The sequence below is a fragment of the Flavobacterium bernardetii genome, from assembly GCF_011305415.1.
Classification (GTDB): Bacteria; Bacteroidota; Bacteroidia; order Flavobacteriales; family Flavobacteriaceae; genus Flavobacterium; species Flavobacterium bernardetii.
On the sequence record NZ_JAANOQ010000001.1, the window covers coordinates 371,594 to 387,476 of the forward strand.

At 31.1% G+C, this 15,883-nt stretch carries 10 protein-coding genes; 4 read left to right on the plus strand and 6 right to left on the minus strand.

The genetic code is table 11. The annotated features are described in order from the left end of the window. Positions 1–84: 84 nt before the first annotated feature. The 5 genes from G6N05_RS01775 to G6N05_RS01795 all read right to left on the minus strand — a co-directional run bounded on the left by G6N05_RS01775 (position 85) and on the right by G6N05_RS01795 (position 7,933). Positions 85–1,143 carry an efflux RND transporter periplasmic adaptor subunit gene (locus G6N05_RS01775; RefSeq protein WP_166124847.1) on the minus strand — a complete coding sequence of 353 codons (1,059 nt, stop codon included), beginning with the start codon at positions 1,141–1,143 and terminating at the stop codon, positions 85–87. Between the two features lie 406 nt (positions 1,144–1,549). Then, complete coding sequence (locus G6N05_RS01780; protein WP_166124848.1) at positions 1,550–3,157, minus strand: hypothetical protein; 1,608 nt, start codon at positions 3,155–3,157, stop codon at positions 1,550–1,552. Next, the gene (locus G6N05_RS01785) at positions 3,147–4,148 is read right to left on the minus strand and encodes a hypothetical protein (protein WP_166124849.1); all 1,002 of its coding nucleotides are present in this window, start codon (positions 4,146–4,148) and stop codon (positions 3,147–3,149) included. The genes G6N05_RS01780 and G6N05_RS01785 overlap by 11 nt, the downstream gene beginning before the upstream one ends. 239 nt (positions 4,149–4,387) lie before the next feature. Continuing rightward, positions 4,388–6,922, minus strand: a complete 2,535-nt coding sequence (locus G6N05_RS01790; protein WP_166124850.1) for a DUF559 domain-containing protein — start codon at positions 6,920–6,922, stop codon at positions 4,388–4,390. A gap of 276 nt (positions 6,923–7,198) precedes the next feature. Further along, on the minus strand, positions 7,199–7,933 hold the full coding sequence (locus tag G6N05_RS01795; protein ID WP_166124851.1) for a Dph6-related ATP pyrophosphatase: 735 nt from the start codon (positions 7,931–7,933) through the stop codon (positions 7,199–7,201). Between the two features lie 102 nt (positions 7,934–8,035). Here G6N05_RS01795 and G6N05_RS01800 point away from each other — a divergent pair, with 102 nt between their 5' ends. Next, positions 8,036–9,412: a peptide-N-glycosidase F-related protein gene (locus tag G6N05_RS01800; protein WP_205729724.1), complete on the plus strand. Its 1,377-nt coding sequence runs from the start codon at positions 8,036–8,038 to the stop codon at positions 9,410–9,412. 168 nt (positions 9,413–9,580) lie between these two features. Next, on the plus strand, positions 9,581–11,560 hold the full coding sequence (locus G6N05_RS01805) for a M1 family metallopeptidase (protein WP_225875111.1): 1,980 nt from the start codon (positions 9,581–9,583) through the stop codon (positions 11,558–11,560). A gap of 89 nt (positions 11,561–11,649) precedes the next feature. Here the strand turns inward: G6N05_RS01805 and G6N05_RS01810 are convergent, their stop codons facing one another. Further along, complete coding sequence (locus G6N05_RS01810; RefSeq protein WP_166124853.1) at positions 11,650–12,174, minus strand: DUF7935 family protein; 525 nt, start codon at positions 12,172–12,174, stop codon at positions 11,650–11,652. Between the two features lie 91 nt (positions 12,175–12,265). On the opposite strand from G6N05_RS01810, the gene G6N05_RS01815 reads away from it, so the two are divergent. Together G6N05_RS01815 and G6N05_RS01820 are read left to right on the plus strand one after the other, a co-directional pair. Beyond that, on the plus strand, positions 12,266–13,447 hold the full coding sequence (locus tag G6N05_RS01815) for a carboxypeptidase-like regulatory domain-containing protein (protein ID WP_166124854.1): 1,182 nt from the start codon (positions 12,266–12,268) through the stop codon (positions 13,445–13,447). Positions 13,448–13,502: 55 nt separating this feature from the next. Continuing rightward, positions 13,503–15,839, plus strand: coding sequence for an ATP-dependent helicase (locus G6N05_RS01820; RefSeq protein ID WP_166124855.1), 2,337 nt, complete (start codon positions 13,503–13,505; stop codon positions 15,837–15,839). Positions 15,840–15,883: the final 44 nt, after the last annotated feature.

Consider the following 15,883-nt stretch of genomic DNA (forward strand, 5'->3'; position numbering starts at 1 on the left):
ATGATTTACGACTTACGATTTTGGATTTACGAATTAAGATTTACGATGTAAAATTCGTACTTCGTAAATCGTACTTCGTACATTTTACTTCAGCTTCACTTTAATTTCCGCTTCGTCTTTTAATGCCATTACGCCGGAAGTCAATAACGTATCGCCAGATTTTATGCCGCTTGTTACGACAACATCTTTTGAAGTTCTGGCTAACGTTTCAATTTTTACTTCTTTTGCTTTTCCGTTATTGGCAATATATACGACTTTTCCATTCTGAATGGGCACAACCGCTTCAGTAGGAATTACAATCGCATCTTTAATATTTTTTAGAGAAAGTTCGATAGTGGCGAACGTTCCGGGTAATAATTTCCCATTTGAATTGTCAGCGATGGCACGAATTTTTAAAGTTCTAGTTGCCGTTTCAATTTCTGGTTGGATAGCGTAAATTTTAGCTGAGAATTTTTGTGGATTATTTGGAATGGTGAATAGGATAGCAGCGTTATTTTCAATTTCCGAAGCATATTTTTCAGGAATAGAAAAACTAATTTTCACTTGACCTGAACTTACTAATTTGGTGATAAGTGTTGTTGGAGTAACGTATGTTCCAGGAGAAATATTTCGTAAACCAATTTTTCCAGAAAAGGGTGCTCTGATGGTTGTTTTAGCAATTTGAGCTTGAATCAATTGGGTTTGTGCTTTTAAACTTCTGAATTCCGCGCTAGCAATCTCATATTCTTCTTGACTGATGGCTTCTTTTTGTAGTAATAATTTCGCTCTTCTTTCGTTTTCTGAAGCTAATTTTTGTCGTGTTATAGCTTGAGATAATTGAGCTCTCAATTCAATATCGTTGACTTTTAATAAAACCTGCCCTTTACTCACATTTGTACCTTCCGAAAAAGAAATTTTTTCAACAATTCCAGAAACTTCACTTCTAATTTCCACGTTTTCATTGGCTTCAATTGAACCAGAAAGTGAAATCGCATTAGAAAAATCTTTTGAAGAAACTACAATAGCTGTAACTGTTAAAGGCGGTTTTTTGTCCCCTTTTTTATCGTTTTTTTCAGATTCGGCAGAATTTTTTGTAATTCGGTAACCAATTAGTCCTAAAAGTGCTAGGGAAATTAACGTGATACTGATAGTTTTAATCTTCATGGTAAATAAGCTTAGATTTGACACAAATCTAACTCTACTAAATTATACTTCCAAAACGTTACAATTTATTTAACATACTTGTAGGTACAAGTGTTTGAAATATTTGGATTAAAAGGGAGTTTGTTATAAAATGATTTTTTTATCACGAATGCACTAATTTTTTTTGAATTTTTTGTGCTTTATTTTAATTCGTGAATTCGTGGCAAAATATTTATTTTAATTTTTTTTGTCACAGTTTTGTGACATTTTTAATTGTTGAAAAAATTTTGTCACAATTTCGTGGCAATTTTTTTTGGTTTAAAATTTTTGTCACAAGTTTGTTTTGAGAGTTGGCAATAAAAAAACTCCTAAGTGGGTTAGGAGTTTTTTTATTTACTAAGCGAAATATTCGAGCAGGAGCGAAGTGTTAATAATCTTTAATATTAAACTTTGAAAGTAATTCTTGAAAACTATTTAAATAACTTTCTTGTAAAATTTTACTATCCTCGAAATTGGAATAATCAATTACATTTAATTCATTAATGTTTAAATATTTGTCTGCTGAATATTCTTCATTTTTAAGAGTTGAAGTTAAAATTACTTGTTTGTTTAATTTTAAGAATTCATCAATCATTGTCATTTCCTTTGAAGTAGATAATTCACCTTCTCGAAATGAATCAATAATGATTGGAAACTTATGAGCCAAAACACTGTTTAAAGCCATAATTTTACAAAAATAATATTCTTGTCCTTCACTACCAGAATAGGTTTCGGTTGCCTTAGTAAATAATTCATCAAATTTAAGTAAACCTTGCGGATCAATAATATCATAAAAGCGTTTCATCTCTTTAAGAATACTTTCTAATATATACTTTTGTTGCTCTTTATCAGAAGTAATTTTACTTTCATTATTTTTTAATTGATTTTCAATTTCATTTAAACGATTTTGTAATTCTAAAACGATTTTGTCAACATCTTTCGAATCATAAATTTCATCTTGAAACAAAATATAATTTTTAATTTCGGGGGTTGAATTTTCTAGAAGCTTGTTTATTTGTTCTTGTTCATTATTGATTTCAAGATTAAACTCAGAAATGATTTCATCTTTAATTTCAATACTTGATTTTATTGAGATTAGGATATTTTGTCTTACATGGTTATTACTAACTTCGAATTCAAAATCATCATTAGTAAATATTATTTTTGAACTACCACAATCTCCACATTTAACTTTACCTTCATTAAGATTTCTATTCAAAGAGTTCAATTCAATAACTAATGCTTGAAGTTTTGCTTTCCTGTTTTCTTCTCTATTTCTTTTTTTCTTGAGATCTGCAATGCTTTGATGTATTTCTTGAATTTGATTTCCAAAATTCCTGTACTCTATATTATTTGCAGCCGCACTAATAAATGTGGAAATTTCAGGATTTTTTTTAATTATGCTAATTTTTCTTATTTCAGCTTTTATTTTTGAATCGATTATTTTTTTCTCTTTTTTTAGATTTTCAACATCATATTTATTGAATGTTTCAATAGTTATTCCTTCCATCGAATAAATCATATTTAGAAAATCCACTTTATTGTTTTGTCCCTTAAAAATAAGATTTGATGTATTTCTTTTGTCTTGGCCTAAAAAGAAAAGCTCATAAAGTAGACTTAAATCGATAGTTCTTTGTTGTCCGTCTTTATCAATTTTTGGGAGATTATAAATTTCTTGATCAAAATAATATTTAAACTCTGTGATGCTGTTAAAAATATAAAGCTGTTCTTGATTTAAAACTAAAATAGAATTTCCTTTTCTTAAAAATTCAAATTTTCGATTTTCGATTTCGATTTCTGAATAAAAGAAATATTTTTTAGTATCAAATCCACTAGGAAAAATTGAATCATATCCTAGAGAATACACAATACATTGCATTAATAAAGTCTTCCCACGATTATTCTCATTACTGAAAATTATATTCGTTTTATTGGTAAAGCGATTCTCTATAAATGCTTCATTTTTATTTCCAAAAGCTGCTTTTTTAATTATCATCTAGTCCTTCTATAATTATTGATATAAGATATATTATTGTTTCCTTGGTTATGTATGAAATTCTGAATTTATAGTCTACAAATAATAATAAATAAATATTTTCTACATCATTATCAGTTATAGATGTTCTATATTCTACAATTTTTTCGCAAACATCCCAAAAAGTTTTATTACTATTTTTATTAAAGAAAGCTCTTGAAAGATTCGAATTGCATTCTTGTAATAAATCCTTTTTATCTTCTATATCCATCCCGTCTAATACTTGAGAAAAATAAATTGGAATAGATTTATATTTAAAAATCTCACATCCAATAATTCGGCTAATAATTAAAGTTTCAATATCCTTAGTTGTAAGATATCTTCTAAAATTAAGAACTTCTCTAATTTCTGAGATTGAACTATTTTCGATATAACTATTTTTTTTTGCGGTTTGAATATCTCGCAAGTCATTAAAAAGACTACTATAAAAATCATCATTCTTAAGGTTAGTATTTTTAAATTTTGTAACAGCTTTTATATATTCGTTATTTGTAGATTTATCTTCTACAATCAAAACTTTCTTCAAAAAGCTATCAATATCTAATGCATAACTAGTTGAATTTCCTTTGACTCTTTCTATTTCTTCTGTTAACCCTTTTTTTATTCTTTTGGATGTTTTATCAACTATGTTATCCAAGTTATAGGTCGTTTTTAAAGGATCAATTTTATATTCTAATTTTAATTCAGGACAAAAGAAAATAAAATCTTCAAAATCAAAAATTGATGTGAAATTATCGAAAAGAGTGTAAAAGTATTTTCCAATCTTTTTTGGATTTAGAGTCCTTTCATTTTTAGATTGAATATCCCAAATTTTATCGGTTTTTTTGTTTATACCACTCACATCATTAAAACAGTCAAATGTTACATAAACTACATCTTTACTGTCACTACGTTGTCCAATTAAATATAATAATGACTTAGTTTCAAAATTTGAAGCCTTTTCATTGTTCATTTCTGTATTTCGAAATATGTATGTCATCTAATTATTGCTGATTCATGTTATAATAACCATTAATGTTTTGGACTTTTGTATACTAATATTTATAATTTGCTTATTGTATTTGTAAATATATAAAATTCTTACAAAAATTCAGGATTATTATTCAGAGATTCTGAAACAAGTTCAGAATGACAAACGTTTTGTTTAATTTATTGGCACATTGACACATCGTCAAATTGAAAATCGGCACATTAACTAATATAATTCCAAATACTTTTCTTCTTACTAATTTCTAGGAACACTTCTTTGAGTTTGGCGTGTTCGGGTAAGTTCATGCTTGGGTCTTCTTTTAGTAGTTTTACGGCTAAATGTCGTGCTACTTGTAAAATATCTCGGTCTTTTACTAAATCGGCAATTTGTAGGTTTAACACACCGCTTTGTTGTTTTCCCATAATATCGCCTGGGCCACGTAATTTTAAATCGACTTCTGCAATTTCAAATCCGTCATTAGTTCGCACCATGGTTTCCATTCGGGTTTTACTGTCTTCAGAAAGTTTGTAATCGGTCATTAAAATACAATAACTTTGTTCGGCACCACGCCCAACTCGGCCACGCAACTGATGCAATTGCGACAAACCAAAACGTTCAGCACTTTCAATTACCATTACGGAAGCATTGGGTACATTTACACCAACCTCAATAACGGTTGTCGCTACCATAATATTGGTTTTACCTTCGGCAAAGCGTTTCATTTCTTCATCTTTGTCGGCGGGTTTCATTTTTCCATGTAAAATAGAAATGGAATAGTGAGGCAAAGGAAAATCGCGAGAAATACTTTCGTAACCATCCATCAAATCCTTATAATCCATTTTTTCCGATTCCTGAATTAACGGATACACAATATAAATTTGTCGGCCTTTGGCAATTTCATCTTTCAAGAATTTCCAAACCACCAAACGCTTACTATCAAATCGATGTTCCGTTCGAATCGGTTTTCTACCTGGAGGCAATTCATCAATCACAGAAATATCTAAATCGCCATACAAACTCATCGCTAAAGTACGAGGAATTGGAGTAGCAGTCATCACTAAAACGTGTGGGGGAGTAGCCCCTCCAACCTCCCCAGAAGGGAGGCTTGCCAAGATTGTGTTGATCCTATTAATGACGTTATCAATGTCACCAATAACTTGTTCGTTTGTAAATCGAATTACTTTAAAACCAATTTCATTTAAGATTTGCGTGCGTAATTCGTCAGCTTCTTTTTGTTCTAATGTGTTATGATAACCACCATCAACTTCAATTATTAGTTTTTTTTCTAAGCAAACAAAGTCAGCAATGAAAATATCAATTATATGTTGTCTTCTAAATTCATACTTAAGATTTTTATTTCTTAAATATTCCCATAATATACCTTCAGCTTGTGTGCTATTTTGCTTATTCTGATTTTTAAGTTCTTTTAAAAGTTTATATGTTGAAGGTCGAGCTGTTTCGTATTTTTGTTTAACACGTTCGATTTCCCCTCCTTTGGAGGGGCTAGGGGAGGCTTTTCCCCAAAGCTTACTTCTTTGTTCTACACCAAACCTATGTTGCTCATCTATAACCGCTAAACCTAAATTTTTAAATTGGACTTTATCTTCCAATAAAGCGTGTGTTCCGATGATAATATCTAAAGTTCCGTTTTCTAATTCTTCATGAATGATTCTTCGTTGAGCAATTTTCGTAGAACCTGTCAGAATTCTGATGTTGATGTTTAAATCTTTGGCTAATTCTGTAATGCCATTAAAATGCTGATTGGCTAGAATTTCCGTTGGCGCCATCAAACAACTTTGAAAGCCGTTATCTTTCGCGATAAGCATACACATTAACGCCACGATGGTTTTTCCAGAACCTACATCGCCTTGTAGCAAACGATTCATTTGTGCGTGACTTCCTAAATCGTTTCGAATTTCTTTCAATACTCTTTTTTGCGCATTCGTCAATTCAAAAGGCAAATGATTGTTGTAGAAATTATTAAAGTTTTCGCCAATAATTTCGAATGGAAAACCTTTAATTTTATGTTTTCGAATTAAGTTCTTCGTGATTAATTGCAGTTGTATGAAAAACAATTCTTCAAACTTTAATCGAAATTGCGCTTTGGCTAAAAGATCTTGGTTTTTCGGAAAATGGATGTTGACTAAAGCGTCTTTTTTTGGAATCAGTTTTAATTCTTCAATAATTGAAACAGGCAACGTTTCCGAAAATAATTGATGCGTTTCCGAAAACAATTGCATCATCATTTTATTAATGACTTTATTCGTAACGCCTTTGTTATTAAGTTTTTCGGTACTTGGATAAACGGGTTGCATCGCGCTTCGTAAAGCAGTTTTGTGCTCTTCCAACAATTCCATTTCTGGATGCGCCATATTGAAAACCGAACCAAATTGCGTCACTTTTCCAAAAATGACATAAACAGTATTGAGTTTCAAACTTTCTTTCACCCATTTCTGACCTTGGAACCAAACCAATTCCATTTGACCAGTATCATCTAAAAATGTTGCGACTAATCTCGATTTTCCTTTTCCTTGATCGATAGTTTTGATATGAACGACTTTCCCAACAATCTGCACTTCCGAATTGCTATTCACCAACTGATTGATTTTAAAATAGCGCGTTCTGTCGATGTATCGATTTGGATATAAATTGATTAAATCGCCATACTTATGAATGTTCATTTCCTTGCGCAGCAAATCGCCACGTTGCGGACCAACGCCTTTCAAATATTCTATGGGAGTTTCGAGTAGGTTCAATTTGTTAATGTGTCAATTGTAATTGTAAGTTTGGAACACAGATTAAAGAAATTAATAAAATTTTAAAAATTTCTCCAATCTGTGTTTAAAAAAACTTGAAAAGCGAAGATAAGTTATATTTTTTAAATTTTAATTCAGAATGAAATCGCAATATTTATGAATGTTCAATTTCAAATTTCGAACATATATTTAAGAAATTATATAAATTTTGGAATTTTCTCCAATCTGTGTTTAAAAAAATTATGCTAATCATTTTAATCTGTAAAATCTGTGTTCCTATTTCGGAATTAAATCGACAAACCAAAAGCCATAAACAGGTTCATCAGAATCCACATCACAAGCCGTATTTGAAGCTGTAGTGTTCTTAGGTTTTTCGTATTTTTTATGAACGATTTCTCCGATTTCAAATTCCACTGGGTTTTTAAATATCGGACCATCAAAACAGAAGGTATGAAATTCGCCGTTTTCCCCGCAAACATCTACGTTATCTGGTAAATCTTTGATAAAATCTTCATCGATAATTCGTCCCACAAAACTTTTGTCTAAATATTTTTCGTTGACACAAACTACAATAGTTTTAAAACCTAAAGCTAAAAAATCGGAAATTAATACATCAGTTGGAATTTTCCACAACGGGAAAACGCCTTCAAATTGCATGGTTTTAAGTTTTTCTTCACGGTATTTTCTAAGGTCTTCTAAAAATATATCCCCGAAAATAGAGATTGTGTCCCCGTTTGCTCTTAGTTTTTCTAAGGTTTTTTGCATTGTAGCTTCATATTCTTCCATGGTTGGCGATTCTGAAAACTCAACAATATGCAAAGGTAAATTTAAGTTTTCGGCTTGTTTTTGAAGCAATTCCACACGAATACCATGCATAGAAACTCTTTGAAATGCTGAGTTTACACTGGTGAGTAATGTGCTAATTTCGAATTCGTCGTTTTGTAAGATTTTGTATAAAGCAAAGGCAGAATCTTTTCCGCTGCTCCAGTTAAATATGGCTTTCTTTTTCAATTTTATCATTTAGGTGTAAACTTACAAAATACTTAAAATTATTTGTATGTTTGTTTTTATCAATTTTTAAAAATTTTAAACATAACCAATCAAACACACACAATGAAACACTCAAATTTTAAATTTTTACTTGGTTTACTTGTATTAATTACATTAAACATTTCTTGTAGCTCCGCAGATGTTGCTCCACCTCCAGCAGATACAACTGTTGGTCCATTATCTCCAAGTCCATCAACATTAAATTTAGATAATGTTATGGTAAATACAGAATCGGTTTCGAAATCATTCACAGTTTCTGTAACAAATGTTTCTACTGACATTTCTGTTACTGCACCTACATATTTTAAGGTTTCTACAGATAATGTAACATTTGCTAGTTCTCAAAATATTCCTGTTGCTAATTTTGCTTCAGGGAGTTTAGTAATTTATGTAAAATTTGCACCAACCGAGTTAGGTTTTAAAAACGGAAACATTACAATTTCTTCAGGAACTTTAAGTGAAAAAACGGTTGCAGTTGCTGGAACTGGTATCCCAAGAGTTTATAATTATCCTACATTTACGAATGTCGCTGCTGCCTTTGGTACTGGATTAAGCCAATCTAACACTCAAACGTTTACATTGCATAACGATAATTCAAATATTCAAAAAATTTATGCCTATATTAAGTTAAGATGTCCATCAGCAGGTTGTAATGCTTGGGATGTTTTTGCAAATGTTAAAGTAAAAGATCCAAGCTCTAATGAGTGGTATGAAATTGCAAGATATATAACTCCTTACGGAAAAAATAATGCTCAAGTAGATAGAGGATTTAAAGTAGATGTTACAGATTTTAAATCTTTATTATCAGGTACGGTTGAGTTGCGTTCTTTTGTAGAGGTTTGGGGTTCAGATGGTTGGGTTGTTTCTGTTGATTTTGATTTTATAGAAGGTACACCAGATTATCCATATTATGCCATTTCAAGACTTATACAATATAATGACAATTCGTTAGAAGGTGTTATTTATGGCGAAAATGCTTCTGCTTTTGATTTAACAAAATCAGTTCAAATTCCAGCTAATGCTTTAGCTACAAACTTAAGAACAATTATTACAGGTTGGGGACATGCCACTCCAAATGATCCAGACGGAAGACCTTGTGCAGAATGGTGTTTCCGAACTCATAATGTAAAAATAAATGGTTCAAATACGTTTTCTCATTATTTAGGACCAATTGGATGTGCTTCAAATTTAGTGCAACCTCAAAGTGGAAATTGGTCTCCAGATAGAGCAGGTTGGTGTCCTGGAATGGCAGTGCCAATTCGTACAGATAATTTTTCAAGTTCTTTAGCTGGGCAAAGTTTAAATTATGAATATGCTTTTCAACCTTGGGTTAATGATTTAGCATCTACAAACGCAAACATACATGCTTATTATGCTATTTCTAGTTTTGTTGTTGTAAAAAGTAATACACCAATTGTTAAACCAACAGTTACAGAATAATTAATAAATATAAAGTTTCACTAAAAGCATAATGTATTTTCATTATGCTTTTTTTAATTTAGCACCAATCAATTTCATTTTATGCGCTACATAATTTTACTTTTTTCGATTTTTACTTTCTCACAACAAACAAAATCTGTTGATTTTTTGAAGTGTAATGCTTTTATAATGCCAAATATTACCCAAAAATCTATTTCTGGAGAAATTAACTATGAATTTAAAGTGAAATCTGCCATTGATACCATTAGAATTGATGCAAAAAACATGGAATTTAACGAAGTTTTAATCAATGGAAAAAAAGTTAATCATATAAATAATACCAAAGAATTATTATTGTTTGAAGGATTTAAAAAAGGTAGAAATAAGCTTTATCTTAATTATAATTGTGAACCTAAACAAACTTTGTATTTTAATGGTTATTATAACTTCGGTTATCCTAAGAATAATTTACAAATATGGACACAAGGACAGGGAAGATATACCAGTCATTGGTTACCAAGTTTTGATGATGTAAATGAGAAAGTGATTTTTAATATTGAAATAAGTATTCAAAAAGAATTTGTGGCATTGTCAAATGGAAATCTATACGAAAATCGATTAACTAATCTTAATTTTAAAAAAATTTGGGAATACAAAATGCAAAAACCCATGTCGTCTTATTTAGTGATGTTGGCGATTGGGAATTTTGAAAAGCAAGAAACGAAAAGTAAATCAGGAACACCTTTAGAATTTTATATTGATAAAAATGATGTAGCTAAATTTGAACCAACATACAGATATTCCAAACAAATTTTCGATTATTTAGAACAAGAAATTGGAGTGAAATATCCTTGGAATATATATCGTCAAGTTCCGGTTCGAGATTTTTTATATGCTGGAATGGAGAATACGACTTCCACAATTTTCGCTCAAGATTTCGTAGTGGATTCGATTGGCTTTAATGATAAGAATTACATCAATGTCAACGCACATGAATTGGCGCATCAATGGTTTGGCGATTTAATTACAGCACAATCTGGCAAACATCATTGGTTGCAAGAAGGTTTCGCTACATATTATGCTTTGTTAGCAGAGAAAGAAGTTTTCGGTGACGATTATTTTTATAACGAATTGTACGATTATGCTTTGCAATTGAGAAGCGCTGCAAAAACCGATACAATTCCAGTAATGAATGAAAAAGCGAGTTCCTTATCGTTTTATAAAAAAGGCGCTTGGGCTTTGCATACGTTACGTGAAGATATTGGCACAAAAAACTTCCAAAAAATTGTAAAAACATATTTAAAGAAATACCAATACAAAAACGTAATTACAGATGAATTTCTAGCTGAAGTCAAAAAGGTTGTAAAGACTTTCGATACAGAAAATTTCAAGAAAACTTGGTTAGAAACTCCAGGTTTCGATATGGTTTTAGCAGAAAGTTATTTAGTAAAAAATAAATCGGTTGCAGCTTATATTCAGCTCACAAAAGAGAAAAAGGATTTAGAAAATTACAAAGCTATTTTGCAATCGGAAACGTATTTTCCAATTAAGCAATATATTTTCTACAAGTTAGGAAATACTTCCTTTAATGATAAAAAAGAGTTGATTGAAATCGGAATGAAGCAAAACTTGTATGTTCGTCAAGCTATTGCAGAAACCGTAACCAAAATGCCAGTTGAATTTAAAGCACAATATGAAACCTTTTTGAATGACGATTCGTATCAAACAAAGGAAATTGCCTTGTTGAATTTATGCAAAAATTTCCCTGAAGAAAAAGAAAATTACTTATCACAAACCAAAAACATAATTGGAAATAATGATAAAAGTTTCCGAATTTCGTGGTTGAGTTTAGCGATAGTTTCTGAAAAAGAGGAAGCTACTAAAAACTTGATGTATAAAGAATTATTGGATTATTCTTCTACGAATTATGAAAGTTCAGTACGACAAAATGCTTTGGAAGTTTTACTAAAAATCTATCCAAATGATCCAAATGTAATCGCAGCTTTATTTCATGCCACATCACATCATAAATGGCAGTTTACGAAATTTTCTAGAGATACTATTCGTGAAAAATTAAAAAAACCAGAGTTTAGAAGTCGAGTAGAAGAGTTAGCTAAAACCGCTGATGAAACAACGGCTGCTTTGTATAATAAATTTTTGAAGGAGTAACTATACTTTTGTCATTCTGAACTTGTTTCAGAATCTATCTAAAACAAGTTCAGATGCTGAAACGAGTTCAGCATGACAAAAAGGAAGAATTAAAAAACTCTTTTCAATTCTTCTTTAATAAAACTTATAGCCACAGCACTTGCGCTTTCTGTTTGTGTTAGTTCTGTTAGTAAAAAAGTTCTTAATTCGTCGCCAGTTTTTACTTCTCCACCAATAGAAGTTTGACGAATTTGAGTAATAATACTGTTTTTAGCTTTCATTACAATTTCCCAACAATCTTGTGTTATGTAAATTTGTTGTGAAATATTGTGTTCGTATTCTGTTTGAATATTGTGTATTAAAAACGTAGCATAATTTGGAGCATCTAAATTGCTTGGTTCCACACGCATCATTAAATTGATTGGATTAATACGCTCTAAATACAAAACTACACGTTCATAAGCTTGTAATCTTATTGGCAAAGCTTGTTGTTGGTTTTCGCGTAATAATTCAAATTTGCGTTTGTTTTCTTCATTTCTAAAGAATTTATGTAGCATTATAAAAGCCACACCACCAGTTATAATCGCTGGTAAAGTGTATGTCGCAATTTCAAGTAATTTATCTTCGATTGTCATATTTAGTTTTTTTTACAAATCTAAAATATTTTTTTTAAAAATGTACTTAATGTTAAATTTCTTATATTTGTATGTTTTTCAATGCGATATGATGAAAAAATTACTTTTTTTCTATTTTATTTTCCTCCCCATTTTGTCTTTTTCACAGACGAAGGAGATTGTTTTAATCTTTAAAGATAAAGCAACGGGGAATGTTATTGAAAATGTTTTGGTGACTATTCTTCGAACCGATGAAAACTTCCAAAGTAATAAAGAAGGAAGTATCAAATTCAAACTTCCAAAGCCTTCTCGAATTCTGATTTCACACTTCGAATACAAACAGATTAATATCAATTCTGCGACTTTAAAAGAAGCTGTAATTACCTTAAATTTAGAAAGTATTTCTCAAGAGATTGAAGATGTCGTAATCACAAATAAACAATCGTTCAGTATATTGAAATCGTTGATTGACAAGTCGATGAAGCAATTAACGGCTCCAATTAATTTAAAAATATATACTCGAGAATTTTTTAAATATAACAATGAATATACTTCGTATTCGGATGGTTTAGTCAATTTTTGTTTGAAAGAAAAGCCAGATAAATTCGCTGCAGACATTTTAGTCGAACAAAACCGAACGTACAATTTAATCAATAACGAAAAGATTGAAAAGAAAACATTAAGTTATAATATGTACGATATTATTCAGAATTATTACGATTTTAAATACATCACAAAATTAGCAGAATCGAAAGCCAAAAAGAAGTTCGATTTTGAAATCAAAACAGTTAAAGGAAAAGAAGATTTTTATCAAATGGTAATTGCTCCAAAACCTGAAATTGAAGAATTTTTACCAACAGTTACTATCATTTATAATTTTAAGAAAAATGTCATTTTAGAATTAGAATACTTCGTAGAACCTAGTCGTTTTGAGTTTTCAGACGTTTCTAATTTAAAAGTGATTAAAGGAAAAGTTTTCAATTCTACTTTCCGAGCCTTGTATATTTTAGATGGTGAAGATTATTTTTTAGCGAGCACCAAAGAAGAAATTGGTGTGATGGTAAAAGATAAAAAAAACGAAGAAAATAAAATTGAAATTGCCAATTATTTAATGACTACACGTCATAGCAGAAAATTAGTGCCTTATGATAAAGAAGATGTTTTTAAAGAAAAATCCCTAATCAACAAGAAAAACTCAATAATTACGGATTATTGGGAATCCAATTCTGGTTTATTATTGACTTCAGAAGAGAAAAAAATTGTTGATAATTTACAACTAAATGACGACGAATAATAGTTGAAATCGCTTCATAATCTGTATTTTTGCTTTGATAAATATCCTTTTTAAAATGCAACAATACATAGATCAATTAAATGAAGCTCAACGTGCGCCAGTTCTACAAAAAGATGGTGCCATGATTGTTATTGCAGGTGCAGGTTCAGGTAAAACACGTGTACTTACGGTTCGAATTGCCAATTTGATGTATCAAGGCGTTGATGCTTTTAATATTTTATCCTTAACCTTTACCAATAAAGCAGCACGTGAAATGAAAAAGCGTATTGGTGAAATTGTTGGGGCAAGTGAAGCTAAAAATCTTTGGATGGGAACGTTTCACTCGGTTTTTGCTAAAATTTTACGAAGTGAAGCCGATAAATTAGGTTATCCTTCCAACTTTACGATTTACGATTCTCAAGATTCTTTACGTTGTTTAGGAAGTATCATCAAAGAAATGCAATTGGATAAAGATGTTTATAAACCGAAGCAAATTTTAGGAAGAATTTCCCAATATAAAAACTCCTTAATTACAGTTCGAGCGTATTTTAATAATCCCGAATTACAAGAAGCAGATGCGATGAGCAAAAAGCCTCGAATGGGTGAAATTTACAATAATTACGTAGAGCGTTGTTTCAAATCGGGTGCGATGGATTTTGACGATTTGTTGTTGAAAACCAACGAATTATTAAACCGTTTCCCTGATGTTTTAGCGAAATACCAAGATCGTTTCAGATACATTTTAGTAGATGAGTACCAAGATACAAATCACTCACAATATTTGATTGTTAAAGCACTTTCAGACAGATTTCAGAACATTTGTGTCGTTGGTGATGATGCCCAAAGTATTTATGCGTTCCGTGGTGCGAATATCAATAATATTTTAAACTTTCAAAAAGATTACGAAGGCGTTAAAATGTACCGATTAGAACAAAATTATCGTTCTTCGAAAAATATTGTAGAAGCGGCGAATAATGTTATCGATAAGAATAAAACCAAATTAGATAAAATTGTTTGGACAGCCAATAGCGATGGTCCGAAAATCAAAGTACATAGAAGTGTTACGGATGGAGAAGAAGGGCGTTTTGTAGCCGGAACTATCTTCGAACAAAAAATGCAAAACCAATTACCTAATTCGCATTTTGCTATTTTGTATCGTACCAATGCGCAATCTCGTGCTATGGAAGATGCGTTGCGAAAAAGAGATATTCCGTATAGAATTTATGGTGGTTTATCGTTTTATCAACGTAAAGAAATTAAAGATGTCTTATCTTATTTACGATTGGTAATCAATCCAAAAGATGAAGAAGCTTTAATTCGAGTAATAAATTATCCTGCAAGAGGAATTGGTGATACAACTGTAGAAAAGTTGACTGTTGCAGCCAATCATTATAAACGTTCCATTTTTGAAGTAATGGAGCACATTGATAAAATCGATTTAAAATTAAACTCAGGAACGAAAACTAAGTTGCAAGATTTTGTAACGATGATTAAAAGTTTCCAAGTGATCAATGAACAACAAGATGCGTTTACGTTAACGGATCACGTAACAAAGAAAACAGGTTTAGTTCAAGAATTGAAAAAAGACGGAACGCCTGAAGGAATTGCTCGTATTGAAAACATAGAAGAATTACTTAACGGTATTAAAGATTTTACTGAAGGGCAAAAAGAAATTGATGGCGCTCGTGGTGCTTTGGCAGAATTTATGGAAGATGTGGCTTTGGCGACAGATTTAGATAAAGATACAGGTGATGATGACAGAGTTGCGTTAATGACGATTCACTTGGCGAAAGGATTAGAATTTCCACACGTTTTTGTGGTGGGAATGGAAGAAGATTTATTCCCAAGTGCGATGAGTATGAACACACGAAGCGAGTTGGAAGAAGAACGCCGTTTGTTTTATGTAGCTTTAACTCGTGCCGAACATCAAGCGTATTTGACGTATGCGCAATCGCGTTACCGTTGGGGGAAATTAGTAGATAGTGAACCTTCTCGTTTTATTGAAGAAATTAATGGCGAGTATTTAGAATATATGAATCCAATAGATTCAGGTTACCGATATAAACCTACTATGGATATTGATATTTTTGGTGATGTGGATAAATCGAAATTACGTTTAGCGAAACCAACAGCAGGAACACCTCCAGAATATATTTCTAAAAACGAACCAATTTCGTCTGTAAATATTAGAAGATTAAAACCGGTAAGTAGTGGTGCAAGTTCTTCGGATAAAGCGAATTTATTTGACTCTAATTTAACTGTAGGAAACATCGTCATGCACGAACGCTTTGGAAAAGGTGAAATTGTAGGACTAGAAGGCGTTGGCGCCGACAAAAAAGCAGAAATTCGTTTCGATGTTGGTGGATTGAAGAAGTTATTGTTGAGGTTCGCGAAGTTAAATGTGATTGGGTAGGGAAGAGCCAAGTAAAAAGTAAAAAGGGATAAGTAAAAAGGCAA